The organism is Streptomyces xinghaiensis S187 (assembly GCF_000220705.2).
Classification (GTDB): Bacteria; Actinomycetota; Actinomycetes; order Streptomycetales; family Streptomycetaceae; genus Streptomyces; species Streptomyces xinghaiensis.
Map to the genome: position 1 here is coordinate 2333400 of NZ_CP023202.1, position 25669 is coordinate 2359068.

Below are 25669 nucleotides of genomic sequence, written 5' to 3' on the forward strand. Positions count from 1 at the left end.
CGGGAGGGCCGGCCGTCCCCGGGCGGGGCTCAGCGCCGGGCGACGCCCTCGGCCCGGGCCGCCGCGGCCACCGCCGCCGTCACGGCGGGGGCGACCCGCTCGTCGAACGGCGAGGGGATCACGCAGTCGGCGCTGAGCTCGTCCGCGACCACCGCGGCCAGCGCCTCGGCCGCCGCGAGCTTCATGCCCTCGGTGATCCGCGTGGCCCGCACCTGGAGGGCGCCGGAGAAGATCCCGGGGAAGGCCAGGACGTTGTTGATCTGGTTCGGGTAGTCGGAGCGCCCGGTGGCCACCACGGCCGCGTACTTGTGCGCGACGTCCGGGTGGATCTCCGGGTCCGGGTTGGCCATGGCGAAGATCATGGCGTTCGCGGCCATCTTGGAGACCGCCGCCTCCGCCACGGTGCCGCCGGAGACCCCGATGAAGACGTCCGCGCCGTCGAGCGCGGACTCCAGCGAACCGGTCAGCCCCGCCTTGTTGGTGAAGCCGGCGACGTCCCGCTTGACGTCGGTCAGGTCGTCGCGGTCCGCCGACACGATGCCCTTGCGGTCGCAGACCGCCACATCGCCGATCCCCGCCTCGATGAGGATCTTCGCGATGGCGACACCCGCGGCGCCGGCGCCGGAGATGACCGCCCGCAGCTGCCCGAGCGACCGGCCGGTGAGCTTCGCGGCGTTGCGCAGGGCGGCGAGGGTGACGATGGCCGTGCCGTGCTGGTCGTCGTGGAAGACGGGGATGTCCAGGCGCTCCTGGAGCCTGCGCTCCACCTCGAAGCAGCGGGGTGCGGAGATGTCCTCCAGGTTGATCCCGCCGAAGGAGGGGGCCAGCCGGACGACGGTGTCGACGATCTCGTCCACGTCGCGGCAGTCCAGGGCGATGGGCACCGCGTCCACGCCGCCGAACTGCTTGAACAGGATGGCCTTGCCCTCCATCACGGGCAGCGAGGCCGCCGGGCCGATGTCGCCGAGCCCGAGCACCGCGCTGCCGTCGGTGACGACCGCCACGACCTGCGACTTCCAGGTGTAGTCGTACACCAGCTCCGGCTGCTCGGCGATGGCGCTGCACACCTTGGCGACGCCGGGCGTGTAGGCGAGGGACAGATCGTCCCGGTCGCGCACGGGCACCGTCGCCCGGACGGCCATCTTGCCGCCGCGGTGCAGGGCGAAGGCCGGATCGAAGGGCTCTTCACCGTCCGTTTCGCTGTCGCTGCGAGGATTCACGATCTCCGCTGCCACTGTTCTGACCCCTTAAATCTGAAAGTGTTGAGGGTTGCCGCGCCGGGTTGAGGCGCGAGCGGGCACCGCGTCCGCGGTCCCGGACGGCGGTTGGCCGTCCCCGCGGCCGGAGCCGCGCTGGGGGGAGTTACGGACGCCGGGCGCGCCGCACACGCGCCCTGAGCCCCGGGTGAGGGGTGTAAGGGTCTTTTCTACCGGACGAGCGGTTGCTCATACGAGTGACTTCCCTTGCATCTGGGCTCGGCACGATGCGTCGTCAAGCCCAGATCAAGCCGTTCACCAGCGCTTTTACCGGCCGGGGAACGAAACCGTGATGCCGGTCTCGTTCGGGGCGTACGGCGGTGGCGTGTTCGGCCGTGTTCGTTCCGTACGCAAAGGGGATTGCCCGTTATCCGATTTTGACACGACCACCGGCTGTCCTGTTCCGTCCGGATGGCAAGATGCCCTAATCAGCCAGGGTCGCGCCGCTCGCAGGAGTGTGTCCGGCCGCAGTTTCATCCCTCACTCGCAGGAGGATCCCACCATGACCGCTTCCCCCACCCGCCGTACGGCCGCCCGCAGGTCACGGACAGCCGCCGTCGGCGCGATAGCGGTCGCCGGCGCCCTGCTGCTGACCGCCTGCGGCGACCAGACCGACGGTGCGGACGGCGGCGACACGGGCGACAAGAAGACCAAGGGATCCGAGGCCCCGCTCTTCGACCAGCTCCCCAAGGAGATCCAGGACAAGGGCGTCGTCAAGGTCGGCTCGGACATCGCCTACGCGCCGGTCGAGTTCTACGACGACAAGGACCAGGTCGCGGGGATCGACCCGGACCTCGCCGAGGCGCTCGGCAAGCAGCTCGGCGTCGAGTTCGAGTTCGCCAACGGCACCTTCGACGGCCTGATCACCGGTCTCAACTCGGGCCGCCACGACATCATCATGTCGGCGATGACGGACACCAAGGAGCGCCAGGAGGGCAAGGACGGCGACAAGAAGGTCGGCGACGGCGCCGACTTCGTCGACTACTTCCGGGCCGGCTCCTCCATCCTCGTCAAGAAGGGCAACCCGGAGGACATCAAGTCCCTGGACGACCTCTGCGGCAAGACCGTGGCCCTCCAGCGCGGCACGGCCAACGAGGACCTCGCCAAGGCGCAGAGCGAGAAGTGCGACAAGCCGATCAAGGTGCTCGCCTTCGAGAAGGACACCGAGGCGCTGCTGCAGGTCAAGCAGGGCCGCGCCGTCGCGGACATCAATGACTTCCCGGTGGCCGCGTACAACGCCAAGACCTCCGGCGGCGGCAAGGACTTCGAGGTCGTCGGCGAGCAGATCGACGCCGCCCCGTACGGCATCGCCGTGAGCAAGAAGAACACCGAGCTGCGCGACGCGATCAAGGCCGCCGTCGACGCCGTCATCGAGAACGGCGAGTACGAGAAGATCCTGGAGAAGTGGGAAGTCACCAACGGCGCGGTGGAAGAGGCGACCGTCAACGGCGGCAAGTGAGCCGCCGGAACCGCACAGCTCCCCAGCAAAGGTAACTCTCCGTGTCAGAACCCCATGACAAGGTGCCGGGCCGGGCGGTGTCGATATCCAAGGACGACACCGCCGGGCCCGGCTCCGGCGGACCGGCCACCACCGGTTCCCCGGTCCCGCCCGCGGCCGTCAAGGCCATCCCGGTACGCCACTACGGCCGCTGGATCAGCGCCGCGATCGTGCTGGGTCTGCTCGTGCTGCTGGGCCTGGCGTTCGCGAACGCCGAGATCCACTGGCCCACGGTCCCCGACTACCTCACTTACGGGACCATCCTCACGGGCGCCTGGAACACCCTGAAGATCACCGTCCTGGCGATGCTCCTGGGCGTCGTGCTCGGCACGCTCCTCGCGGTGATGCGCCTGTCGAAGAACCCCGTGATGTCCTCCGTCGCCTGGGGCTACATCTGGTTCTTCCGCGGCACGCCCGTCCTCGTCCAGCTCCTGCTCTGGTACAACCTCGCGCTGGTCTTCCCGATCCTGGACCTCGGTTTCTACCGCGACGAGATGAACGACGTCATGACGCCGTTCCTCGCCGCGCTGCTGGGCCTGGGCCTGAACGAGGCCGCGTACATGGCCGAGATCAGCCGGGCGGGCATCCAGTCGGTGGACGAGGGCCAGACCGAGGCGGCCCACGCCCTCGGCATGACCGGCCCCCGCACGATGCGGCGGATCGTCCTGCCGCAGGCCATGCGGGTGATCATTCCGCCGACCGGCAACGAGTTCATCAACATGCTCAAGACCTCGTCGCTGGCGTTCGCCATCCAGTTCCCGGAGCTGCTCAAGGCGGCCAGCACGATCTACTCCCGCAACCTCGCGGTGATGGAACTGCTGATCGTCGCCACCCTGTGGTACCTGGCCCTGACCACGGTCTTCAGCATCGGCCAGTACTACCTGGAGCGGTACTTCCAGCGCGGGTCGACCCGCACCCTGCCGCCCACGCCGCTGCAGAAGATCAGGAAGAACCTGGGCTCCTTCCGCACTCCGAGCCGGGTGGGGGGTACCACCGTATGAGCACCGCCGTGAGCAAGCACCCGATGGTCAAGGCCGAGCAGGTGCACAAGTCCTTCGGGCACACCCATGTGCTCAAGGGCATCGACCTGGAGGTGGCGCCGCGCGAGGTCTTCTGCCTGGTCGGCCCGTCCGGCTCCGGCAAGTCCACCTTCCTGCGCTGCATCAACCACCTGGAGCAGATCAACGCGGGCCGGCTCTACGTCGACGGGCGGCTGGTCGGCTACCGCCAGAAGGGCGACAAGCTCTACGAGCTGAAGGAGCGCGAGGTCGCCGCCCAGCGCCGCGACATCGGCATGGTCTTCCAGCGCTTCAACCTCTTCCCGCACATGACGGCGCTGGAGAACGTCATGGAGGCGCCCGTCCAGGTCAAGCGGGAGTCCAAGGCGGTCGCCCGCGAGCGGGCGCGGAAGCTCCTCGACCGGGTCGGGCTGGGCGACAAGACCGGCAACTACCCCTCCCAGCTCTCCGGCGGCCAGCAGCAGCGGGTGGCGATCGCCCGGGCCCTGGCCATGGAGCCCAAGCTGATGCTCTTCGACGAGCCGACCTCGGCGCTCGACCCGGAGCTGGTCGGCGAGGTCCTCGACGTCATGCGGGGACTGGCCGAGGAGGGCATGACGATGGTCGTCGTCACCCATGAGATGGGCTTCGCCCGCGAGGTGGGTGACTCGATCGTCTTCATGGACGACGGTGTGGTGGTCGAGTCCGGCAACCCGCGCGACGTCCTGACCAACCCGCAGCACGAGCGCACCAAGTCCTTCCTCTCCAAGGTGCTCTGAGCAAGGGCCCCCCGGGGAGTGCGGACAGCGGGCGGAGGCGGTACGGACCAGCGGTCCGTACCGCCTCCGCGTCTCCGCGGCCGGCATCGCGGACCGCGCGCGTGCCGGAGACCCGCGCGTGCCGGGGACGCGCCGGAACCGCCGGAGCGCGCCGTCCGTGATACTTCCGGTACCGCGGACCGCCCGGCCGCGCACCCCGACCCCGACCCGTGAAGGAACCCCGTGGAACTGGCCTCCTACTCGGACTTCGCGGTGCGCCTGGTCAACACCGAGGAACCGGGCCGCGGCAGGGACGGGCTCACCTCCGTCGAGGCGGTGCGCGCCCTGTTCGGCCCCGGCCGGCAGACGGCGCGCCGCGTGAACGAGGCGGACGTCACCCGGCTCCGGTCGGTACGGTCCCGGTTCCGCGCCGTCTTCGAGGCGGCGGAGGCCGACGACGAGGCCCTGGCGGTGGGGCTCCTCAACGCCCTGCTGCTGGAGTTCCCGGTCAGCCCGCAGATCTCCGGACACGCCCTGCGCGACGCGGACGGCCGCCCCGACTGGCACCTGCACATCGCCGACCACGCGGCCAACGCCACCGCCAACTACGCCGCCACGGCCGCCATGGGCCTGGCCTTCCACCTCACCGGGCACGGCGCGGACCGGCTGGGCATCTGCCGGGCCGCGCCCTGCCGCAACGCCTATCTGGACACCTCGACCAACCGCTCCCGCCGGTACTGCTCGGACCGCTGCGCGACCCGCGCGAACGTGGCCGCCTACCGGGCCCGCAAACGCCTGGAGAGCGCACGCACCGGCCCGGCCGACCGCCGCGAGGACGGCACCGGCCGCACGGCCGAGACCATCCACGACACCAGCGCCGCCGGCGACCGCTGAGCCCGCACCATGCGCGGCGGACGGAGCCGCAACCGGGCCCGCGCCAGCACCAGTCCGTCGGGGACCACCCCGAACTCGCGGCTGTCGCTCTCGGCGGCCGGATTGTCGCCGAGCATCCACCAGCCGCCCTCCCGCCGCTCCGCCGCCCGCTTCACGATCAGCAGGTCCTGCTGCATCGGGTGGCGCAGCACCACCACGTCCCCCGGCCGCACCGGCGCCCCGTAGCGCACGACCAGCCGGTCGCCCGGCCGCAGGGCCGGCAGCATCGACGGGCCGACGACCTCGGCCAGCCCGTACGGCAGCAGCGGCCCGCGCCCCCCGGCGTCCACCGGCTCGGGCCCGGGCCCCGGCGCAGGCTCGCGCCCGTGTTCGTATCCCCGCCGCCGACCGGCATCAGGCATCCGGCACCTCCCGGTCCGTTCCTCCACGAGTACCGACCTCACTGGGACTTTTGTCCCAAGCCCGCTGGGGCACTCGCCACATGACAGCCTTCACGGAGTAATGTCCCACCTGAGAAGACGATCACGAGGAAGGACAGCTACATGCTTTCCCGCCTGTTCGCCCCGACGGTCAAGGTCAGCGCCCACTGCGACCTGCCCTGCGGCGTGTACGACCCGGCCCAGGCCCGCGTCGAGGCCGAGTCCGTCAAGGCCATCCAGGAGAAGTACCAGGCCAACGACGACGCCCACTACCGCACCCGCGCCACCGTCATCAAGGAGGAGCGCGCGGAGCTCGCCAAGCACCACATCTCCGTGCTGTGGAGCGACTACTTCAAGCCGCCGCACTTCGAGAAGTACCCGCAGCTCCACCAGCTGGTGAACGACGCCCTCAAGGCCGCGAGCGCCGCCAAGGCCTCGACGGACCCGGCGACCGGCCAGAAGCTGCTCGACCTCATCGCCGAGATCGACAAGATCTTCTGGGAGACCAAGAAGGCCTGACCACCGGTCAGGGTCCCGGCCCGCGGTCGCCCGGCCGCCGGTCCTCCCGCCCACACCCGGTCCACCGGCCGCCGACCCCGGCGGCCGCGGTGGACCGGGTGCGGTCTGCTTCCCCCGCTTTCCGCCGCTCTCAGCCGCGCGGCTCGCGCCACATGGGCCACATCGGGGGGCCGTCCGGCAGGTCGACGGTCCGGCCGGTGAAGACGAAGCCCTCGCGCTCGTACAGCGAGCGGCTGCGGGCGCTGCTGGCCTCCAGATAGGCGGGCAGGCCCGCGCTGTCGCAGTGCCGCAGCGCGGGCCCCAGGAGCGCGCTGCCGATCCCCTGTCCCTGCCGGCCGGGGTCGACCCCGATGAGCATCAGATACCGGTGCTCCCGGTGCCGGGGGTGCACCCGTGCGGTCAGCCGGCCGACCGCCTCCGTCCGCTCGTTGGCGGGGTCGCTCACCGCGCGCATGAGGGCGGCGGCCTTCTCGTCCTCCGCGATCGCGGCCGGGACGTCCGCCTCGGCCACGGCCGGGACGGACAGCCAGAGGGCGGCCGCCGAGCCGTCGTCGGTGACCTCCACCGAGCCCTCCTCCAGGGCGGCGTCGAGGAAGACGCCGAAGAAGGCCGGGTGGAGCGCGCGGCGCTGCTCCGCCTCCGGGAAGACCCAGCTGCTGACCGGGTCCTCCATGAACGCCTCGCCCAGGAGGGAGGCGACCCAGGTGCGGTCGTCCGCTCCGGCGCGCCGTATGCCCGGGGTCGGTGCGGCGGTGGGGATCAATGACATCTTCTGCTGCCTCCAGGGTCTCGTGGGTTTCACGGTAGGACGTCCGGCAGCCGCCCTCCAGGGCGCCTCGGGCGGCGCGGTCAGACCTTCCGGCCCTCGTCAATGCCAAGTAGGGAAAATCACCTACACGGATGTAATTTCCGGGCCGAAGACCGTTTCTGCGCTCCCGTCCTCCCATGCTGTACCGCTACGGTGACGGTACGTCACCCCCTCCCCTGGGCCGCCCGCGGCCCGTCCGCCCGCCGGTGCCGTACGACCGGGGCGGACCGGTCCGCCGGACCGGGGGCGCGGCGCCGGCCGCCGCGGGGGTTCGCACAGCCACGCGCGGAGGACCGGGCGGAAGGGTCCGGCGCGTGGCCCGAACAGGAGAGTTCAGCTGACCCCGAAGCCCAGTCGGCACATGGCCACCTACCGGACGGGCGGCTGCACGGTCGTCGAGCTCCGCGGCGAGATGGACATCGCCGCGGCCCTCGACACCGCCCCGCACCTCGACCGGGCCACCGCCACGGCCGAGCCCCGGCTCGTCATCGACCTCAGCCCGGTCACCTTCCTCGACGCCTCCGGGCTGAGCCTGCTGTGCCGCGTCCACCGCCGCGTCCACGCCCAGGGCGGACGCCTCGCCCTGGTCTGCGACCGGCCCGGCCTGCTGCGCATCCTGGGCATCACCGGCCTCGACCACCGCTTCCGTCCCGTCCCCACGCTCGCCGAGGCGCTGCGCCGCCACGGTGCCCGCGCCTGAGCGCCCCGCTGGCGGGTCGCGCCAGTTCTGTGCCCCGATCCTTGGCCGAACGCGTACCCGGTCACCGGGGTCCGGGCGCCCAGGATGGTGGGGCGGCGCCCACCGCACCGGCACCGTCGTCCGACCGGTGCCGCCGGATACGAAGGGGAGACCCCTTGACGGGTTCACGCGTCCTGGCTCTCGGCCACCACCAGCCCGCCGCCGTGCTGACCAACGACGATCTGGCGGCCATGGTCGACACGGACGACGCGTGGATCCGCAGCCGGGTCGGCATCCGCACGCGCCATGTGGCGGGTCCCGACGAGACCGTGGACCAGATGGCCGCCGCCGCGGCCGCCAAGGCGCTGGCGAGCTCCGGTCTCGCCGCCGCCGAGGTGGACCTGGTCCTCGTCGCCACCTGCACGGCCGTCGACCGCAGCCCCAACACGGCCGCCCGCGTCGCCGCCCGGCTCGGCCTCCCCTCCCCCGCCACCATGGACCTCAACGTGGTCTGCGCGGGCTTCACCCACGCCCTGGCCACCGCGGACCACGCCATACGGGCCGGCGCGGCCCGCGCCGCCCTGGTGATCGGCGCCGAGAAGTTCACCGATGTGACCGACTGGACGGACCGCACCACCTGTGTGCTCACGGGGGACGGCGCCGGCGCCGCGGTGGTGACCGCGGCGGCGGAGCCGGGCATCGGGCCGGTCGTCTGGGGCTCGGTGCCGGAGATGGGCGGTGCCGTGCGCATCGAGGGCACCCCGAGCCGCTTCGCGCAGGAGGGGCAGACCGTCTACCGCTGGGCCACGACCCAGCTGCCGCCGATCGCACGCCGGGTGTGCGACCGCGCCGGGGTACGGCCCGAGGACCTGGCGGCGGTGGTGCCGCACCAGGCGAACCTGCGGATCATCGAGCCGCTCGCCCGGAGACTCGGAGCGGTCAACGCCGTGATCGCCCGGGACGTGGTGGACTCCGGCAACACCTCGGCCGCCAGCATCCCGCTGGCGCTGTCGAAGCTGGTGGAGCGCGGGGAGATCGAACAGGGCGCTCCCGTCCTGCTGTTCGGCTTCGGCGGCAATCTCTCGTACGCGGGCCAGGTCATCCGCTGCCCGTAGGACCGGGCGGCTCCTCCGTCCGGGCGACACGGGGAACGTCCGGCCCGGCCCCCGCGTTGAGGGGACGAGGGGTGGCGCACCGGCCCGGCCGCCCCCGCCGCACCGATCGCAGGAGGCAGCACATGGCAGGGTTTCTGGACCGCGCCAAGGAACAGGCGCAGCGCGGGCTCACGCAGGGCAAGCAGAAGCTCGACGAGGTGCAGACCCAGCGCGCCGGTGCCGATCTGCTGAAGAAGCTCGGCGCGGCGTACTACGCCGAGCAGCGCCGCTCCGGCTCCCCGGAGGCCACCCGCCAGGCGATGGCGGCGCTGGAGCAGCACATCGCGACCCACGGCGACGGAGTCCTGCGGGGCTGAGTCCGCGGCGCCCGCCCCCGGCCGCGGCCCGCCCCGGCGGTGCCGCCGTCCGGACCGGGCGACTCCGCCCCGGCCCCGGGCGCCCCGTCCGGACCGGGCGCCGTGGCCCGCGGCCGCCGGCCCCCGCCCGCGCGTCCCACGCCGGCACCGGGCGACAATGGTCCGGTGTCCGTCCCCTCCCCCGCCGCTCCGGGCACCCCGCCCGGCCGCACCTCCGGCCCCGGTGCCCCTTCCGGCCTGCGTCCCCGGCTGCCGTCGCCGCTGCGCCCGGCCGGGGACGAGCGCTTCGCGCGCCACGGCGTGCGGCTGCTGTTCAAGCGGGACGACCTCATCCACCCCGAGCTGCCCGGCAACAAGTGGCGCAAGCTCGCCCCGAATCTGCGCGCCGCCGCCGAGCGCGGCCACACCACCCTCCTCACCTTCGGCGGCGCCTACTCCCACCATCTCCGGGCCACCGCCGCGGCCGGCCGGCTGCTGGGCCTGGCCACCATCGGCGTCGTACGGGGCGACGAGCTGGCGGACCGCCCGCTCAACCCGTCCCTGGAACGCTGCGCCGACGACGGGATGCGGCTGGTCTTCCTCGACCGGGCCGCCTACCGGCGCAAGACCGCACCCGAGTTCGTCGCGGGGCTGCGGGAACGGTTCGGCCCCTTCCATCTCGTGCCGGAGGGCGGCAGCAACACCCTCGCCGTGCACGGCTGTACGGACCTGGGCCGCGAACTGCGGGGCCGGGCCGATGTGGTGGCGGTCCCCTGCGGCACCGGCGGCACCCTCGCCGGGCTGGCGGCGGGGCTGGCGCCCGGTCAACGGGCCCTGGGTTTCGCGGTGCTGAAGGGCGGTTTCCTGGACGGCGAGGTCGAGCGCCTGCAGCGCGAGGCGTTCGGCGCCCGCCGTGGCGACTGGCGGGTGGAGCACCGTTTCCACTGCGGCGGCTACGCGAAGGTCCCGCCCCGACTGCGGGCGTTCGCGGAGGACTTCTCCGCCCGGCACGGGGTTATCCTGGAGTCACTGTACGTCGCCAAAATGTTCTACGGACTGTTGTCACTGACCGAAGAGGGCGCGTTCCCCCGGGGCACGGTGATCGCGGCCGTTCTCACCGGACCCGGCTGACCAGTGACGACGGCCGCCCCCGGCCCCGCGGGGTGAATCCGCCGCCGGATGACGGGAATTGGGACCGCCACACCCCTAGCCACTGTGCGTAGAGACGTGTTTACAATGAGTGACGTTCACCGGACCGCGGGCTCCGACCGGCCGTTGGAGGGCGGCCCCGCTGTGCCCTGCGCCCCCCGCGCAGGCGACACCGGCCCACAGATCACGATAGCGTCGCAGGCGAACCATGTGCTGCGCCGGTTCCGCCCTCGTATGAAGCGCGCGGTCCGGCGCTCGATCAGCTCGAAGAGCTTGTCACCTTGGAGGTGAGGGTGTCCCACATCGCAGGTGAGCCCGGGAACCAGGACTTCGTGGAAGTCCGGCTGCCCGCCGCGGGTGCCTATCTTTCCGTGCTGCGGACGGCCACGGCGGGCCTCGCGGCCCGATTGGACTTCACCCTCGACGAGATCGAGGATCTGCGCATCGCGGTCGACGAGGCCTGCGCGATCCTGCTGCAGCAGGCGGTGCCGGGTTCCGTGCTCAGCTGCGTCTTCCGCCTGGTCGGGGATTCGCTGCGGGTGACCGTCTCGGCCCCGACGACCGACGGCCGCGCCCCCGAGCGCGACACCTTCGCCTGGACGGTGCTCTCCGCGCTCGCCGGCGAGGTGGACTCCACGGTCGCCGAGGACCGCACGGTGAGCATCGGACTGCACAAGAAGCGCGGCGCGGGTCCCGGTCAGCCGTGACGGAGGGAACGGGCGGGCCGGTGCAGGACGAGAGGCGCTCGGCGGGGGCGGTGCCCAGGGCGGCCATCCCCGAGCAACAGGCAGAGCGGGCGGACCACATGGACCAGCATCAGCAGGAGCAGCGGCAGGAGCAGCCCCGGCGCGAGCAGGGCCAGGGCGGGCACCCGGGGCGCGAGCACGACTACGCCCGCGGGGAGCAGCCGGATCCGCACGACCGCAGCGGTGCCCGCGCGCTCTTCATCGAGCTGCGCGGTCTCCCCGAGGGCTCGCCGCAGCGCGCCGAGCTCCGCGACCATCTGGTGCGGATGCATCTGCCGCTGGTGGAGCACCTGGCCCGGCGGTTCCGCAACCGCGGCGAGCCGCTGGACGATCTGACCCAGGTCGCCACCATCGGCCTGATCAAGTCGGTGGACCGCTTCGACCCCGACCGGGGCGTGGAGTTCTCCACCTACGCCACCCCGACGGTGGTCGGGGAGATCAAGCGGCACTTCCGCGACAAGGGCTGGGCGGTGCGGGTCCCGCGCCGGCTCCAGGAGCTCCGGCTGTCGCTGACCACGGCCACCGCCGAGCTGTCCCAGCGGCACGGCCGCTCCCCCACGGTCCACGAACTCGCCGTCCAGCTCGGCATCTCGGAGGAGGAGGTGCTCGAGGGCCTGGAGTCCGCCAACGCCTACAGCACCCTCTCGCTGGACGTCCCGGACACGGACGAGGAGTCGCCGGCCGTCGCCGACACCCTGGGCGCCGAGGACGACGCCCTGGAGGGCGTGGAGTACCGCGAGTCGCTCAAGCCGCTGCTGGAGGAGCTGCCGCCGCGGGAGAAGAAGATCCTGCTGCTGCGCTTCTTCGGCAATATGACGCAGTCTCAGATCGCGCAGGAGGTCGGCATCTCGCAGATGCACGTCTCCCGGCTGCTGGCCCGCACCCTGGCGCAGCTGCGGGACAAGCTCCTCGTCGAGGAGTGACCGCCGCGGGCCGCCCCCGGCTCCGTACGGGTGGCGCGGTCCGCCGCGCCCGCGGGGCGGCGGCCCCTCGCGGGAGGCGCCGCCCCGGGCCCGTCAGCGCTCGTTGCCGGGACCGACGCCCAGCGCCTCGGTGGCCGTCGGATTGACCAGCAGCACCAGTACGGTGACGGCCACCGCGGCCAGCGCCGCCCCCGCGGCGATCACCGCGCCGCCGGTGCCCACCAGCGTCCAGGCGACCGGTACGGCCATGAGCTGGGTGATCACCGCCGGTCCGCGGCTCCAGCGGCGCCGCAGCAGCAGTCCGCGGGCCGCGACGAGCGGCAGCGCGGCCAGCGCCAGCAGGGTCAGCCCGCCCATCTCCGCCTGCTGCGGGCTCGACGGGTCGCCGAGCAGCCCCATCAGGAGCAGATACGCCCCGAACCCGGCGAGCACCACGCCCTCGGCGGCGCAGAGGGCCGCGGCGGCGGAGAGCCGGGCCGGGCGGGGGGCGTCGGGAGATGATGCACCGGTGGACGGTCGCTGCTCACTGCTCACCTCAGCAGCGTATCCGCCGTCCTCTTCCCGTCCGGTGCGGGGCGCCGTCCGGACTGTGCCGTATACCGGCAGGTAGGTAATGTGCACGGCATGCGCGCCCTCCTCGTGGTCAATCCGGCAGCCACCACCACCAGCGCCCGCACGCGGGACGTCCTGATCCACGCCCTGGCGAGCGACCTCAAACTGGAGGTGGCGACGACGGAGTACCGGGGGCACGCCCGCGACCTGGCCCGGCGGGCGGCCGGGGGCGGTGAGGTCGAACTGGTCGTCGCGCTCGGCGGGGACGGCACCGTCAACGAGGTCGTGAACGGTCTGCTGCACCGCGGTCCGGACCCGGATTCCCTGCCCCGGCTCGCGGTGGTCCCGGGCGGTTCCACGAATGTGTTCGCCCGCGCCCTGGGACTTCCCAATGACGCCGTGGAAGCGACCGGTGCTTTGCTGGACGCATTGCGTGACGGAAACGAACGGACGGTCGGCCTGGGCCTTGCCTCGGGAACTCCCGGAACGGTGGACGAGGCGGTTCCGGCGCGCTGGTTCACTTTCACCGCGGGGTTCGGATTCGACGCCGGAGTCGTCGGCCGAGTCGAACAACAGCGCGAGCGAGGCCGGCGTTCAACACACGCTCTGTATGTGCGCCAGGTGCTCCGCCAGTTCTTCAGCGACCCGCACCGCGGCCGCGGCACGATTACGCTCGACCGGCCGGGGCACACGCCTGTACGGGAGTTGGTGCTGTCGGTCGTCTGCAACACCGCCCCCTGGACCTACCTGGGCAATCGTCCGGTCTACGCCGCCCCCGGGGCGACGTTCGACACCGCGCTGGACGTGCTCGGACTGAGCAGTCTGTCCGCCGCCGCGGTGGCGCGGTACGGGACCCAGCTGCTCACGTCCTCGCCCGGGAAGGGCCCGCACGGCAAGCACGCTCTGTCACTGCACGACCTGACGGACTTCACCTTGCATTCGCAGGCGAAACTGCCGTTTCAGATGGACGGTGACCACCTGGGACTGCGTTCCAGCGTGACGTTCACAGGCGTACGGCGTGCACTGCGTGTGATTGTGTGAGCGGAACCGCAGAAAGTCCTTTCACTCGAACGTTTAGGCCATCTTCCACCCCCTGGAAGTGAGGCTGTGACCGAGGCGACACCAAGGAATCAAAAAAAACTTTCCGGAAGGGGTTGTATCCGTAGCCGAGGTTTGCGAGTCTCTTCCTGGCGATCGGGACGGCCTCGCACATGGCCCCCTTGAGAGCCCGAACCCCCCTCCTCAATCCCGCTGGGACCGCACCAGGGAACTGGTCGTCGGCCCCTTCTGTCGCGGGGGGATTCGTGAAAGCGTTCACATTCACAAGCAATCAGCAAGTATCACAAGGAGATGGAGCAGCCATGGACTGGCGTCACCGCGCCGTTTGCCGCGAGGAAGACCCCGAGCTCTTCTTCCCCATCGGCAACACCGGTCCTGCGCTGCTGCAGATCGAGGAAGCCAAGGCCGTCTGCCGTCGCTGCCCCGTCATGGAGCAGTGCCTGCAGTGGGCGCTGGAGTCCGGTCAGGACTCCGGTGTGTGGGGTGGCCTCAGCGAGGACGAGCGCCGCGCGATGAAGCGCCGCGCCGCTCGCAACCGGGCGCGCAACGCCAGCGCCTGAACCCCCCTGCACCCGGGCGGAGCGTGTTCCCGATGACGCCACGTCATCCCAGCGGGTACGCACCACCCGCCCCCCGAGTCGCAGCGCGCAGTACCCGTTGCACATGAAGCTTTGAGCCCCGGCCGGATCCCGGCCGGGGCTCAGTGCTGTGCCCGGCGCGGTACGGGGCCGGGGCGTGCCCGGCCGGGCCGCGCCGGACCGTTCAGAGCCGCCCCGGCTGCGGAAGGACCCTCCGCTCGGCGCCCTCGGCCCGTACCGGGATGCCCAGCAGGACCCGGGTGCCGCCCTCCGGGGCCGGCCGCATGTCGAAGGTGCCGCCCAACTCGCCCTCCACCAGCGTCCGGACGATCTGCAGGCCCAGATTGCCGGTGCGGTGCGGGTCGAAGTCCGCCGGGAGGCCCGCGCCGTCGTCCTGGACGGTGACCAGCAGCCGCGGGTCGGCCCGGCCGCCGCCCCGCACCGCGGACACCTCGACCGTGCCCTGCTGCTTCCCCCGCTCGCCCGGGGCGCCCGGCGGAAAGCCGTGCTCCAGGGCGTTCTGCACCACCTCGGTCAGCACCATCGACAGCGGGGTGGCGACGTCCGCGTCGAGTATCCCGAACCGGCCGGTGCGGCGGCAGACGACCCGCCCCGGGGAGATCTCGGCCACCATCGCCAGCACCCGGTCGGCGATCTCGTCGAACTCCACCCGCTCGTCGAGGTTCTGCGAGAGGGTCTCGTGGACGATGGCGATCGAGCCGACCCGGCGGACGGCCTCCCCGAGCGCCTCCCGGCCCTGGTCGGAGTCCATGCGGCGGGCCTGGAGCCGCAGCAGCGCCGCGACGGTCTGCAGATTGTTCTTCACCCGGTGGTGGATCTCCCGGATGGTGGCGTCCTTCGTGAGCAACTCCCGCTCCCGGCGGCGCAGTTCGGTGACGTCGCGCAGCAGCACCAGGGAACCGATCCGGGTGCCCTTGGGCTTCAGCGGGATGGACCGCAGCTGGATGACGCCCTGGTCGCTCTCCACCTCGAAGTCGCGCGGCGCCCAGCCGCTCGCCAGCTTGGCCACCGCCTCGTCGACCGGGCCGCGCGCGGGCGCGAGTTCGGCGGTGGCCCGGCCCAGGTGGAGGCCGACCAGGTCGGCGGCGAGACCGAGCCGGTGGTAGGCCGAGAGGGCGTTGGGGCTGGCGTACTGGACGATGCCGTCGGCGTCGAGCCGGATCAGCCCGTCGCCGGCGCGGGGCGAGACGTCCATGTCGCCCTGCTGGTCCTGGAAGGGGAAGGCGCCCGCGGCGATCATCTGGGCGAGGTCGGAGGCGCTCTGGAGGTAGGTGAGCTCCAGCCGGCTGGGCGTGCGGACGGTCAGCAGATTGGTGTTGCGCGCGATCACCCCGAGGACCCGGCCCTCCCGGCGCACGGGGATGGACTCGACCCGGACGGGGACCTCCTCGCGCCACTCGGGGTCGCCCTCCCGCACGATGCGGCCCTCGTCCAGGGCGGCGTCCAGCATCGGGCGGCGGCCGCGGGGAACCAGATGGCCGACCATGTCGTTCTGATAGGACGTGGGCCCGGTGTTGGGCCTCATCTGGGCCACGGACACATAGCGGGTCCCGTCCCGGGTGGGCACCCACAGCACGAGGTCGGCGAAGGAGAGGTCGGAGAGCAGCTGCCACTCCGACACCAGAAGGTGGAGCCACTCCAGGTCGGAGTCACCGAGCGCGGTGTGCTGGCGGACGAGGTCGTTCATGGACGGCACACCCGCGAGCCTACCCGGACGGGCTCCGGACCTGCGGGCTTGGACAGCGGCGGAGGTCCGGTCCAAGATGGTGGGGAGTCAATCGAACAAAGCCTCTGCCCTCCCCGCACAGGAGGGCGGATACGAGACCCGGGGCGCTCTCTGCCCTGACCGCGTCCGGGTCTCCGGTCGGCCGGAAACGGCCCCGGGGGACCGCACACCCCGGGAAACCACCGGCCGGTACAGCTCCGGGCTGCGGTGCCGGACAGGTTGAGGGTCCTGTCCCGGCGCCGCGGCCCGCGGGTCTTTTCCGGGGCGGGCCGCACGGTCCGCTCGTCCCCGGGCCCGTCCCCCGGGCCTTCCCCGTCCACGTCCCCCCGGGCTCCGTCAGCGGGTCTCGGTCACCTTCGCCAGGGCGCGCGGCGCGTCCGGGTCCTGGCCCCGGGCGAGCGTCACCTCGCGGGCGAGCATCTGCAGCGGCAGGATCTCCAGCACCGGCTGCACCTCCTCGGCGACGCCGGCGGTCGGCAGGGCGAAGCCCGCGGAGGCCGCCTTCACCTGCTCGCCGCCGCCAATGACGACGAGGTCGGCGCCCCGGTCCCGGAGCCGGTCCAGCACCGGCCGCAGCGCCTCGCCGCCCCGGCCCTCCGGCACGATGGCGATCACCGGCGAGACGTTGTCGACCATGGCGAGCGGCCCGTGCAGCAGATCCGCGCCGGAGTAGGAGAGCGCGGGGATGTAGCTGGTCTCCATGAGCTTGAGGGCGGCCTCCTTGGCGGTCGGATAGCCGTAGCCGCGGGAGGTGAGCACCATGCGCTCCGCGAAGCGGTAGCGGCCGGCCAGTGTCCGCACCTCGGCCGCGCGGTCCAGGATCTGCCGGGCCAGCTCCGGCAGCACCGCGGCCGCCGCGCCGTCCCCGCCGGCCAGGCCCTCGGTGAAGAGGTAGAGCGCCAGCAGTTCGGCGGTGTAGGTCTTCGTCGCCGGCAGGGCCTTCTCGGCGCCCGCGAGGATGTCGATGTGGAACTCCGCCACCGCGGCGAGGGGGGAGGAGGGGTTGTTGGTCACCGCCACGGTGACCGCGCCGCCCGCGCGGGCGGCTTCCGTTGAGGCCACCAGATCGGGTGAGCCGCCCGACTGGCTGACGGCGATGACCAGCACGTCCGTGAGGTCGGGGCGGGCCCCGTAGGCGGTGGTCGTGGACATCGAGGTGAGACCGCAGGGCATGCCCCGGCGGATCTCCAGCAGGTACTTGGCGTAGAGGGCGGCGTTGTCGGAGGTGCCGCGGGCGGTCAGCAGCGCGAAGCGCGGCCGGCGGGCGGCGACCCGGCGGGCGGTCTCGCGGATTGCGGCCGCGCCCTCGTCCTCGCCGAGGATCCGGGCCAGCACGGCGGGCTGTTCATCGATCTCACCGGCCATGATGCGGCCCGGCTGCTCGGGGTACCGGATCGGCTGCTTGGCGGACATGCGGGGTGCCTCCCGTAGCTCTGGGGCCACCGGAGGGCCGGCCGCGGTGCTCCGCGGCGGCCGCTCCGGCGCGGGGCCGGACGCGATCAGGGTACCCTCATTTGGTTTAGACCAATACGCCCGTGTCCCGCCGTCCGGACCGGAGCGCCGCGGAGATCCCGGAGGTGTATAAGGAGGGCTGTCGGTCCCCGGTGACGGGGCCCGGCACCTTCCGGCCGCACAGGGGCAGCGCACCGTGAACGCCGGACCGTGCCACGATGTGAGCCCTACGTACGGAGGAGCCGGTGACGGCAGCAGGCCAGGAGTCGGGAAGGCTGACGATGGAGACCGACGGGGGTGCCGAGAACGGCCCGGGCGGCACGGCGGGCACCGGGCGTCCCGCTCGGGTGCCCAAGTACTACCGGCTCAAGCGCCACTTGCTGGAGATGACCGAGACCCTGCCCCCGGGCAGCCCGGTCCCCCCGGAGCGCACGCTCGCCACCGAGTTCGACACCTCGCGCACCACGGTGCGCCAGGCGCTCCAGGAGCTCGTCGTGGAGGGCCGGCTGGAGCGCATCCAGGGCAAGGGCACCTTCGTCGCCAAGCCCAAGGTCTCCCAGGCCCTCCAACTCACCTCCTACACCGAGGACATGCGGGCCCAGGGGCTGGAGCCCGCCTCGCAGCTGCTCGACATCGGCTACGTCACCGCCGACGACCGGCTCGCCGGGCTGCTCGACATCGCCACCGGCGACCGGGTACTGCGGATCGAACGGCTCCGGCTGGCCAGCGGTGAGCCGATGGCCATCGAGACCACGCATCTGTCGGCCAAGCGCTTCCCCGCGCTCCGCCGCAGCCTGGTGAAGTACACCTCCCTCTACACCGCGCTGGCCGAGGTCTACGGAGTGCGCCCGGCCGAGGCCGAGGAGACGATCGAGACCTCGCTCGCCAGCCCGCGCGAGGCCGGCCTGCTGGGGACGGACGTCGGGCTGCCGATGCTGATGCTCTCCCGGCACTCCTTCGACGCGAAGGGGGCGCCGGTGGAGTGGGTCCGCTCGGTGTACCGGGGCGACCGTTACAAGTTCGTCGCCCGTCTCCAGCGCCCCAAGAGCTGAGACGGCCGGGGGGCCGCGGGTTCCGGGGGCTTCGCGGGCGGCCAGGCCGGCACCGGCTGTCGCCGGGCCGGGAACGGCGGGGCGGAGAGTAACGACCCATTCCGCCTGCCGAACTATGGTTTCCACAATGTGTCCGTACCGGTATGCAGGCGTAGTGACCACCGGCCGCGCGCTGCCCTAGATTTCCCTGCGCGTTACGCAGGAGATCCTTCCCGGAAAAAACGGAGACGCTCCCATGCCAGAGTCAGCATCCGCAGCCCCGCCCACCACCGCGAAACGCGGGATGACCCCCGGATCGATCGCGGTCTGGGCCGCTGTGGCCCTCGTCGGCGCGGCAGGCTGGGCCGTCCTCGCCCTCTCGCGCGGCGAGGAGGTGTCGGCCGCCTGGATGGTCGCCGCCGCTCTCGGTTCCTATGCCATCGCCTACCGCTTCTACTCCCGGTTCATCGCCAACCGCGTCCTGAAGGCCGACAAGACCCGGGCCACCCCGGCGGAGCGGCTGGACAACGGTGTCGACTTCCACCCCACCGACCGGCGCGTGCTGCTCGGCCACCACTTCGCCGCCATCGCCGGAGCCGGCCCGCTGGTGGGCCCCGTGCTGGCCGCGCAGATGGGCTACCTCCCCGGCACCATCTGGATCATCGTCGGCGTGATCTTCGCCGGCGCGGTCCAGGACATGGTGACGCTGTTCTTCTCCATGCGCCGGGACGGCAAGTCGCTGGGGCAGATGGCCCGGGAGGAGATCGGCCCGTTCGGCGGCGCCGCGGCGCTGATCGCCATCTTCGCCATCATGATCATCTTGCTGGCGGTGCTGGCGCTCGTCGTCGTCAACGCCCTGGCGCACTCGCCGTGGGGCACCTTCTCCATCGCGATGACGATCCCGATCGCCTTCTTCATGGGCTTCTACCTGCGGGTGCTGCGCCCGGGCCGGGTGACCGAGGTGTCGGTCATCGGTGTGGCGCTGCTGCTGCTCGCGATCATCTCCGGCAGCTGGGTCGCCGAGTCCTCCTGGGCGGAGACCTTCACCCTGCAGCCCGGCACCCTGGTGATCTGGCTCGTGGTCTACGGCTTCTTCGCCTCGGTGCTGCCGGTGTGGATGCTGCTGGCCCCGCGTGACTACCTGTCCACCTTCATGAAGATCGGCACGATCGTCCTGCTGGCCCTCGGGGTGGCGTTCGCCCTGCCGACCCTGAAGATGCCCGCGGTCACCGAGTTCGCGAGCTCGGGCGCCGGACCGGTCTTCGCCGGCTCGCTCTTCCCGTTCGTCTTCATCACCATCGCCTGCGGCGCGCTCTCCGGCTTCCACGCCCTGGTCTCCTCGGGCACCACCCCGAAGATGATCCAGAAGGAGACCCAGGTCCGCATGATCGGCTACGGCTCCATGCTGATGGAGTCCTTCGTCGCGATCATGGCCCTGGTGGCCGCGTCCATCATCGACCCCGGCCTCTACTTCGCGATGAACTCCCCGGCCGGCCTGATCGGCGACTCCGTGCAGTCCGCCTCCGAGGCCGTCGCGAACCTCGGCTACACCATCTCGCCCAGCGATCTGGCTGCGGCCGCCGCGGCGGTGGAGGAGGACTCCCTGCTGTCGCGGACCGGTGGCGCCCCGACGCTGGCCGTCGGTATGGCGGAGATCTTCTCCTCGGTCTTCGGCGGCGCCGGGATGAAAGCCTTCTGGTACCACTTCGCCATCATGTTCGAGGCGTTGTTCATCCTCACCACGGTGGACGCCGGTACCCGCGTCGGCCGGTTCATGCTCCAGGACATGCTCGGCAACGTCTACAAGCCCTTCCGGGACGTCAGCTGGAAGCCGGGTGCCTGGATCGCGAGCGCGGTCGTCGTCGGCCTCTGGGGCTACTTCCTCTGGGTCGGCGTCCACGACCCGCTGGGCGGCATCTACCAGCTCTTCCCGCTGTTCGGTATCGCCAACCAGCTGCTGGCGGCCGTCGCGCTGGCCGTCGCCACCACGCTGCTCATCAAGTCCGGACGGCTCAAGTGGGCCTGGGTCACCGGTGTCCCGCTGGCCTGGGACGTCGTGGTGACCTTCACGGCGAGCTGGCAGAAGATCTTCTCGGGTGACCCGAAGATCGGCTTCTTCACACAGCGCTCCGTCTACCAGGACGCCATCGAGGACGGCAAGGTGCTGCCGCCCGCCAAGGACATGGGCGACATGCACACCGTCGTCACCAACGCGACGGTGGACGGCGTCCTCTCCGTCCTCTTCCTCCTGCTGGTCGTCGTGGTACTCGTCGACGCCGGGCGGGTATGCGTCAAGGCGATCCGCAATCCCGCGCAGGCCAAGCTGGAGGAGGTGCCCTACGTGGAGTCGAAGCTCGTGGCCCCGGCCGCCCTGTGGCCCACCAAGGAGGAGAAGGCCGAACTCGTCGCGGCCGGCGCCGGCGCGGACGGCAAGGAGAGCACCGGCACGGGGAACTCCTCGTGAGCCCCGCGCTCAGGGAGAAGGCCGCCAGGATCCGCTTCCTCTGGCGGGAGGCGACCGGGGAGGCCACCTACGACCGGTACGTCGCCCACGCACGGAAGTGCGATCCGGACGCGGAGGTGCTGAGCCGCCGCGAGTTCGAGAAGCAGCGCGTGGACGGCCGCGAGGCCGACCCCCGCGAGGGCTTCCGCTGCTGCTGACGCCCCTGCTCCGGCGGAACCGCCCGAACGACCCGATGGCCCCGGCCCCGCGCCGGGGCCATCGGCGTGCCCGGGGCGCGGAGGACTTTTCCGGGATCCCGAATGGGAACACCCGCCCTTCCAGGCGGGCCGGTTCCCGCTCCCCACGCACTCTGGGGGCGGCCCCGGACGTGTTCCCCTGCAAAGCGCCCCCGTGCGCCGGGATACACAACATCTAGTGCCGCTCGCGGAAAGCGACACAAGATGTATGCTCATGCTCGCTGACGCGCCAGGGGAATCCGGTGCGAATCCTGAACTGTCCCGCAACGGTGTGAAGGCGGCTTTCGCCTGCCTTCGAGTCCGAGCGCCTGCCGTCGGCCACGTCCGGCTCGACCGAGCCGGCGTCGATTCCGTCCGGGCTCCGGGGATTGGGCCGGTGGACGTCGCGCGGTCCCCTGCCCGTCCGGGCGGACGGTGACCGCGCACGCCCCGCGCTCCGTCCCGCGGCCCCGCCGAGCGAGGGAGAGTTCTCCGTGACCATCGCGCCCGCCGATCCCGTGTCAGCCGACAGCGGGGGCACAGCGACCGCCGGCCGGGAAGCCCCCGGTACCGCGCTGCTGCGCCTCCTCACCGGGCTGACGGCCGATCTGCCCGCCGCCGACCCGGGCCGGGTGGCCGCCGCCGCGCTGCGCGGCCGCGAACCCGGCGCGGACGAGGCCGCGTTGCGCGAGCTCGCCACGGAGGCCGCGGCCGGGCTGATCTCCGAGGACCCGGTGTACTCGCGGCTGGCGGCCCGGCTCCTCAGCCGTGCCATCGCGGACGAGGCGGCCGGCCGGGGCGCGGTCTCGTTCCCGGACTCGATCGCGGTTGGCCACCGGGAGGGCCTGATCGCCGACCGCACCGCCGCCTTCGTACGCGAGCACGCGGCGCGGCTGGACACCCTGGTGGAGACGTCGCTCGCCGACGGCGCCGACGACCGCTTCGGCTACTTCGGGCTGCGGACCCTGTACGGCCGCTACCTGCTGCGGCATCCGGTGAGCCGTCAGGTCGTCGAGACCCCGCAGTACTTCCTGCTCCGGGTGGCCTGCGGGCTGGCCGCGGACGACTCGCCCGCGGCCGTGGACGAGGTCGCCTCGCTCTACCGGCTGATGAGCCGGCTGGACTACCTCCCCAGCTCCCCCACCCTCTTCAACTCCGGCACCCGGCACCCGCAGATGTCCTCCTGCTATCTGCTGGACTCCCCGCTCGACGAACTGGACTCCCTCTACGAGCGCTACCACCAGGTCGCCCGGCTCTCCAAGCACGCGGGCGGCATCGGCCTGCCGTTCAGCCGGATCCGCTCCCGGGGCGCCCTGATCCGCGGCACCAACGGCCACTCCGGCGGGATCGTCCCGTTCCTGCGCACGCTCGACTCCTCCGTCGCCGCCGTCAACCAGGGCGGCCGGCGGAAGGGCGCGGCCTGCGTCTACCTGGAGCCCTGGCACGCCGACATCGAGGAGTTCCTGGAGCTGCGGGACAACACCGGCGAGGAGGCCCGCCGCACGCACAACCTCAACCTGGCCAACTGGATCCCGGACGAGTTCATGCGCCGGGTCGAGGCCGACGCCGAGTGGTCGCTCTTCTCCCCCTCCGACGTGCCCGCGCTGCCGGACCTGTGGGGCGCCGAGTTCGACGCGGCCTACCGCCGGGCCGAGGAGGCCGGGCTCGCCGTCCGGCGGCTGCCCGCGCGGCAGTTGTACGCCCGGATGATGCGCACGCTCGCACAGACCGGCAACGGCTGGATGACGTTCAAGGACGCCGCCAACCGGACCGCGAACCAGACCGCCGAGCCCGGCAAGGTCGTCCACTCCTCGAATCTCTGCACCGAGATCCTGGAGGTCACGGACGACGGGGAGACCGCCGTCTGCAACCTCGGGTCGGTCAACCTCGCGGCCCATGTCGCGGCGGACGCCGGTACCGGTGAGGCCGCGGTGGCGGAGGCGATGGACTGGGAGCGGCTGGACGCCACCGTCCGCACCGCCGTGGCCTTCCTCGACCGGGTCGTGGACATCAACTTCTACCCCACCCCGCAGGCCGCCGCCTCCAACCGGCGCTGGCGCCCGGTCGGACTCGGGGTGATGGGGCTGCAGGACGTCTTCTTCCGGCTGCGGCTGCCCTTCGACTCCCCCGCGGCGGCCCGGCTCTCCACCGAGATCTCCGAGCGGATCATGCTCGCGGCGTACGAGGCCTCCTGCGATCTCGCCGGACGGCACGGTCCGCACCCGGCCTGGTCCTCCACCCGCGCCTCGCGCGGCGTGCTCCACCCCGACCACTACGGCGTCCGGCCCCGGTGGCCGGAGCGGTGGGAGGCGCTGCGGGCCCGGATCGCCACCACGGGGCTGCGCAACTCCCTGCTGCTCGCCATCGCCCCGACCGCGACGATCGCCTCCATCGCCGGGGTGTACGAGTGCGTCGAGCCGCAGGTGTCGAACCTCTTCAAGCGCGAGACCCTCTCGGGTGAGTTCCTGCAGGTCAACACCTATCTGGTGGAGGAGCTCAAGGAGCTCGGCCGCTGGGACGCGCGGACCCGCGAGGCGCTTCGCGACGGCAACGGCTCCGTCCAGGGGCTGGACCGGCTCCCGGCCGGGCTGCGGGACCGCTACCGCACCGCCTGGGAACTGCCGCAGCGGGCGCTGATCGACATGGCCGCGGCCCGCACGCCGTATCTGGACCAGAGCCAGTCGCTCAATCTCTTCATGGCCTCGCCGACCATCGGCAAGCTCAGCTCGATGTACGCCTACGCCTGGAGGAAGGGCCTCAAGACCACCTACTACCTGCGGTCGCGCCCGGCCACCCGGATCGCGCGGGCCGCCGGTTCCGCCGACGCGGCGGCCGCACCGCCGGACCCCGCACCCGCACCCGTCCCCGTCCCGGCGCACCGCCCCGGCCCCGCCGCCGTTTCCGTTCCCGCTCCGGCGGAGCGGACGGCCGGCGGGGACGCGGCCGCCTGCTCCCTGGAGAACCCCGACTCCTGCGAGGCCTGCCAGTGACCACCGAAGCGACACCGGCCACCACCGCCGCGGCACCCGCGGCCCCGTCCGGCACCGGAGCGGCACCGGCCGCCCGGAACCTGCTCGACCCGGGCTTCGAGCTGACCCTGCGCCCGATGCGCTATCCGGGCTTCTACGAGCGCTACCGCGACGCGATCCGGAACACCTGGACCGTGGAGGAGGTCGATCTCCACTCCGACGTGGCGGACCTGGCCCGGCTCTCCCCCGGCGAGCGCCATCTCATCGGGCGGCTCGTCGCCTTCTTCGCCACCGGGGACTCGATCGTCGCCAACAATCTCGTCCTCACGCTCTACCGGCACATCAACTCCCCCGAGGCGCGGCTCTACCTCTCCCGTCAGCTGTTCGAGGAGGCGGTGCACGTCCAGTTCTATCTGACGCTGCTGGACACCTACCTCCCCGACCACGACGACCGCGCCGCCGCCTTCGCCGCCGTGGAGAACATCCCCTCGATCCGCGAGAAGGCCGAGTTCTGCTTCCGGTGGATGGACTCGGTGGAGAAGCTGGACCGGCTGGAGAGCAGGGACGACCGGCGGCGCTTCCTGCTCAACCTGATCTGCTTCGCCGCCTGCATCGAAGGGCTGTTCTTCTACGGGGCCTTCGCCTACGTCTACTGGTTCCGCTCCCGCGGACTGCTGCACGGGCTGGCGACCGGCACCAACTGGGTGTTCCGAGACGAGTCCCTGCACATGGACTTCGCCTTCTCGGTCGTGGACACCGTCCGCGAGGAGGAGCCGGACCTCTTCGACGAGGAACTGGCCGGCCGGGTCACGGCGATGCTGGAGGAGGCGGTCGAGGCGGAACTGCAGTTCGCCCGTGATCTCTGCGGGGAGGGGCTGCCGGGCATGAACACCGATTCGATGCGCGAGTATCTGCGGTGCGTCGCCGACCAGCGGCTCCGCCGGCTCGGGCTGCCGGTGCGCTACGGGGCGCGGAACCCGTTCTCCTTCATGGAGCTGCAGGGGGTGCAGGAGCTGACCAACTTCTTCGAGCGCCGGCCGTCGGCCTACCAGGTCGCGGTGGAGGGGTCCGTCTCCTTCGACGACGACTTCTAGGCCCGGCGCCCTTCCGCCGCGTGCGGGGCCTGTCGGTCAGGGCCGCGGGCAGGCGGAAGAGCGGAGCTGCCGCGGAAGAGGTCCGTCCCTCCGGGACGTCCTCACCACGGCAGCTCCGCCGGTGGAACGGGATGCCTTGAGGCCGACGGACACGACGGCCGCCCCGGGGGCCGCGCCCGTGGCCGCGCCGACGGTCCGACCACATGAGGGAGAACAGGTCCTCCGAACCCCGGCGCAACCGGTCACGTTCGACAACATCCAGTCAGTCCCCGCCTTCTGCTGTGCGAACCGGCCGGTAGGAACGACCTGCGGTTCTATGCTCGCCCTCCCTGCTCCCCCGACGCCTCTGCCGGTCGCCGTTCCGGGGAGCGGCCGCTCCGGACGGTGCCCCGCCGCGCAGGCGGCGGTCGC

At 72.0% G+C, this 25669-nt stretch carries 24 protein-coding genes; 18 read left to right on the top strand and 6 right to left on the bottom strand.

Annotated features, from left to right (window positions below; genetic code table 11):
• Positions 1-29: 29 nt before the first annotated feature.
• Positions 30-1235 (bottom strand): NAD(P)-dependent malic enzyme, encoded by a 1206-nt coding sequence (locus tag SXIN_RS09765; protein WP_095756870.1) that lies wholly within the window; start codon positions 1233-1235, stop codon positions 30-32.
• Positions 1236-1758: 523 nt separating this feature from the next.
• Here SXIN_RS09765 and SXIN_RS09770 point away from each other — a divergent pair.
• The 4 genes from SXIN_RS09770 (at position 1759) to SXIN_RS09785 (ending at position 5404) form a co-directional block, all read left to right on the top strand.
• Positions 1759-2715 carry an ABC transporter substrate-binding protein gene (locus tag SXIN_RS09770; RefSeq protein WP_019710103.1) on the top strand — a complete coding sequence of 319 codons (957 nt, stop codon included), beginning with the start codon at positions 1759-1761 and terminating at the stop codon, positions 2713-2715.
• 41 nt (positions 2716-2756) lie between these two features.
• Entirely contained in the window at positions 2757-3755 is a 999-nt protein-coding gene (locus SXIN_RS09775) for an amino acid ABC transporter permease (protein WP_039822362.1), read from the top strand.
• Entirely contained in the window at positions 3752-4531 is a 780-nt protein-coding gene (locus tag SXIN_RS09780) for an amino acid ABC transporter ATP-binding protein (protein WP_019710105.1), read from the top strand. Before SXIN_RS09775 ends, SXIN_RS09780 begins: the two co-directional genes overlap by 4 nt.
• Before the next feature lie 222 nt (positions 4532-4753).
• On the top strand, positions 4754-5404 hold the full coding sequence (locus SXIN_RS09785) for a CGNR zinc finger domain-containing protein (RefSeq protein WP_019710106.1): 651 nt from the start codon (positions 4754-4756) through the stop codon (positions 5402-5404).
• Here SXIN_RS09785 and sodX read toward each other — a convergent pair.
• Positions 5287-5805 carry a nickel-type superoxide dismutase maturation protease gene (sodX, locus tag SXIN_RS09790; protein ID WP_095756871.1) on the bottom strand — a complete coding sequence of 173 codons (519 nt, stop codon included), beginning with the start codon at positions 5803-5805 and terminating at the stop codon, positions 5287-5289. The genes SXIN_RS09785 and sodX overlap by 118 nt on opposite strands.
• A gap of 141 nt (positions 5806-5946) precedes the next feature.
• Here sodX and sodN point away from each other — a divergent pair, with 141 nt between their 5' ends.
• The gene (sodN, locus tag SXIN_RS09795) at positions 5947-6342 is read left to right on the top strand and encodes a superoxide dismutase, Ni (protein ID WP_019710107.1); all 396 of its coding nucleotides are present in this window, start codon (positions 5947-5949) and stop codon (positions 6340-6342) included.
• A gap of 130 nt (positions 6343-6472) precedes the next feature.
• Here the strand turns inward: sodN and SXIN_RS09800 are convergent, their stop codons facing one another.
• Positions 6473-7111, bottom strand: a complete 639-nt coding sequence (locus SXIN_RS09800; RefSeq protein ID WP_039822369.1) for a GNAT family N-acetyltransferase — start codon at positions 7109-7111, stop codon at positions 6473-6475.
• Between the two features lie 400 nt (positions 7112-7511).
• Between SXIN_RS09800 and SXIN_RS09805 the strand changes: the two genes are divergently transcribed.
• The 6 genes from SXIN_RS09805 to SXIN_RS09830 all read left to right on the top strand — a co-directional run bounded on the left by SXIN_RS09805 (position 7512) and on the right by SXIN_RS09830 (position 12097).
• Positions 7512-7850, top strand: a complete 339-nt coding sequence (locus tag SXIN_RS09805) for an STAS domain-containing protein (RefSeq protein WP_019710109.1) — start codon at positions 7512-7514, stop codon at positions 7848-7850.
• 155 nt (positions 7851-8005) lie between these two features.
• Complete coding sequence (locus SXIN_RS09810; RefSeq protein WP_019710110.1) at positions 8006-8944, top strand: beta-ketoacyl-ACP synthase III; 939 nt, start codon at positions 8006-8008, stop codon at positions 8942-8944.
• 122 nt (positions 8945-9066) lie between these two features.
• Positions 9067-9300, top strand: coding sequence for a hypothetical protein (locus SXIN_RS09815; protein ID WP_019710111.1), 234 nt, complete (start codon positions 9067-9069; stop codon positions 9298-9300).
• 165 nt (positions 9301-9465) lie between these two features.
• Entirely contained in the window at positions 9466-10410 is a 945-nt protein-coding gene (locus tag SXIN_RS09820; protein WP_095756872.1) for a 1-aminocyclopropane-1-carboxylate deaminase/D-cysteine desulfhydrase, read from the top strand.
• Between the two features lie 311 nt (positions 10411-10721).
• Positions 10722-11135, top strand: a complete 414-nt coding sequence (locus SXIN_RS09825) for an ATP-binding protein (RefSeq protein ID WP_019710113.1) — start codon at positions 10722-10724, stop codon at positions 11133-11135.
• Entirely contained in the window at positions 11024-12097 is a 1074-nt protein-coding gene (locus SXIN_RS09830; RefSeq protein WP_420341083.1) for an RNA polymerase sigma factor SigF, read from the top strand. Before SXIN_RS09825 ends, SXIN_RS09830 begins: the two co-directional genes overlap by 112 nt.
• 93 nt (positions 12098-12190) lie before the next feature.
• On the opposite strand, the gene SXIN_RS09835 is transcribed toward SXIN_RS09830, so the two are convergent.
• The gene (locus tag SXIN_RS09835; protein WP_095757986.1) at positions 12191-12631 is read right to left on the bottom strand and encodes a hypothetical protein; all 441 of its coding nucleotides are present in this window, start codon (positions 12629-12631) and stop codon (positions 12191-12193) included.
• A 90-nt stretch (positions 12632-12721) separates the two neighbouring features.
• Here SXIN_RS09835 and SXIN_RS09840 point away from each other — a divergent pair, with 90 nt between their 5' ends.
• Together SXIN_RS09840 and SXIN_RS09845 are read left to right on the top strand one after the other, a co-directional pair.
• On the top strand, positions 12722-13690 hold the full coding sequence (locus SXIN_RS09840; protein ID WP_039822381.1) for a diacylglycerol/lipid kinase family protein: 969 nt from the start codon (positions 12722-12724) through the stop codon (positions 13688-13690).
• Between the two features lie 320 nt (positions 13691-14010).
• Positions 14011-14268, top strand: coding sequence for a WhiB family transcriptional regulator (locus SXIN_RS09845; RefSeq protein WP_003983230.1), 258 nt, complete (start codon positions 14011-14013; stop codon positions 14266-14268).
• Between the two features lie 202 nt (positions 14269-14470).
• On the opposite strand, the gene SXIN_RS09850 is transcribed toward SXIN_RS09845, so the two are convergent.
• Both SXIN_RS09850 and SXIN_RS09855 read right to left on the bottom strand, forming a co-directional pair.
• The gene (locus SXIN_RS09850; RefSeq protein WP_019710116.1) at positions 14471-15994 is read right to left on the bottom strand and encodes a PAS domain-containing sensor histidine kinase; all 1524 of its coding nucleotides are present in this window, start codon (positions 15992-15994) and stop codon (positions 14471-14473) included.
• A 375-nt stretch (positions 15995-16369) separates the two neighbouring features.
• Positions 16370-17446 (bottom strand): SIS domain-containing protein, encoded by a 1077-nt coding sequence (locus SXIN_RS09855; protein WP_019710117.1) that lies wholly within the window; start codon positions 17444-17446, stop codon positions 16370-16372.
• 320 nt (positions 17447-17766) lie between these two features.
• Here SXIN_RS09855 and SXIN_RS09860 point away from each other — a divergent pair, with 320 nt between their 5' ends.
• The 5 genes from SXIN_RS09860 to SXIN_RS09880 all read left to right on the top strand — a co-directional run bounded on the left by SXIN_RS09860 (position 17767) and on the right by SXIN_RS09880 (position 25258).
• Complete coding sequence (locus tag SXIN_RS09860; RefSeq protein ID WP_019710118.1) at positions 17767-18537, top strand: GntR family transcriptional regulator; 771 nt, start codon at positions 17767-17769, stop codon at positions 18535-18537.
• A 235-nt stretch (positions 18538-18772) separates the two neighbouring features.
• The gene (locus tag SXIN_RS09865) at positions 18773-20980 is read left to right on the top strand and encodes a carbon starvation CstA family protein (protein ID WP_192883574.1); all 2208 of its coding nucleotides are present in this window, start codon (positions 18773-18775) and stop codon (positions 20978-20980) included.
• Positions 20977-21177 (top strand): YbdD/YjiX family protein, encoded by a 201-nt coding sequence (locus SXIN_RS09870; RefSeq protein ID WP_019710120.1) that lies wholly within the window; start codon positions 20977-20979, stop codon positions 21175-21177. Before SXIN_RS09865 ends, SXIN_RS09870 begins: the two co-directional genes overlap by 4 nt.
• A 512-nt stretch (positions 21178-21689) precedes the next feature.
• A complete protein-coding gene (locus tag SXIN_RS09875; RefSeq protein ID WP_095756874.1) occupies positions 21690-24185 on the top strand; it encodes a ribonucleoside-diphosphate reductase subunit alpha in 2496 nt (831 codons plus the stop codon).
• A gap of 116 nt (positions 24186-24301) precedes the next feature.
• Positions 24302-25258, top strand: a complete 957-nt coding sequence (locus SXIN_RS09880; protein WP_420341084.1) for a ribonucleotide-diphosphate reductase subunit beta — start codon at positions 24302-24304, stop codon at positions 25256-25258.
• Positions 25259-25669 lie beyond the last annotated feature (411 nt).

Excerpts from the sequence above, each read along its gene's own strand:
- SXIN_RS09850 (WP_019710116.1), bottom strand. The coding sequence starts at position 15,994 with ATGAACGACCTCGTCCGCCAGCACACCGCGCTCGGTGACTCCGACCTG.
- SXIN_RS09880 (WP_420341084.1), top strand. The coding sequence starts at position 24,302 with ATGCGCTATCCGGGCTTCTACGAGCGCTACCGCGACGCGATCCGGAAC.
- sodX (WP_095756871.1), bottom strand. The coding sequence starts at position 5,805 with ATGCCTGATGCCGGTCGGCGGCGGGGATACGAACACGGGCGCGAGCCT.
- SXIN_RS09845 (WP_003983230.1), top strand. The coding sequence starts at position 14,011 with ATGGACTGGCGTCACCGCGCCGTTTGCCGCGAGGAAGACCCCGAGCTC.
- SXIN_RS09800 (WP_039822369.1), bottom strand. The coding sequence starts at position 7,111 with ATGTCATTGATCCCCACCGCCGCACCGACCCCGGGCATACGGCGCGCC.
- SXIN_RS09780 (WP_019710105.1), top strand. The coding sequence starts at position 3,752 with ATGAGCACCGCCGTGAGCAAGCACCCGATGGTCAAGGCCGAGCAGGTG.
- SXIN_RS09855 (WP_019710117.1), bottom strand. The coding sequence starts at position 17,446 with ATGTCCGCCAAGCAGCCGATCCGGTACCCCGAGCAGCCGGGCCGCATC.
- SXIN_RS09865 (WP_192883574.1), top strand. The coding sequence starts at position 18,773 with ATGCCAGAGTCAGCATCCGCAGCCCCGCCCACCACCGCGAAACGCGGG.
- SXIN_RS09805 (WP_019710109.1), top strand. The coding sequence starts at position 7,512 with ATGGCCACCTACCGGACGGGCGGCTGCACGGTCGTCGAGCTCCGCGGC.
- SXIN_RS09840 (WP_039822381.1), top strand. The coding sequence starts at position 12,722 with ATGCGCGCCCTCCTCGTGGTCAATCCGGCAGCCACCACCACCAGCGCC.
- SXIN_RS09860 (WP_019710118.1), top strand. The coding sequence starts at position 17,767 with ATGGAGACCGACGGGGGTGCCGAGAACGGCCCGGGCGGCACGGCGGGC.
- sodN (WP_019710107.1), top strand. The coding sequence starts at position 5,947 with ATGCTTTCCCGCCTGTTCGCCCCGACGGTCAAGGTCAGCGCCCACTGC.
- SXIN_RS09770 (WP_019710103.1), top strand. The coding sequence starts at position 1,759 with ATGACCGCTTCCCCCACCCGCCGTACGGCCGCCCGCAGGTCACGGACA.
- SXIN_RS09815 (WP_019710111.1), top strand. The coding sequence starts at position 9,067 with ATGGCAGGGTTTCTGGACCGCGCCAAGGAACAGGCGCAGCGCGGGCTC.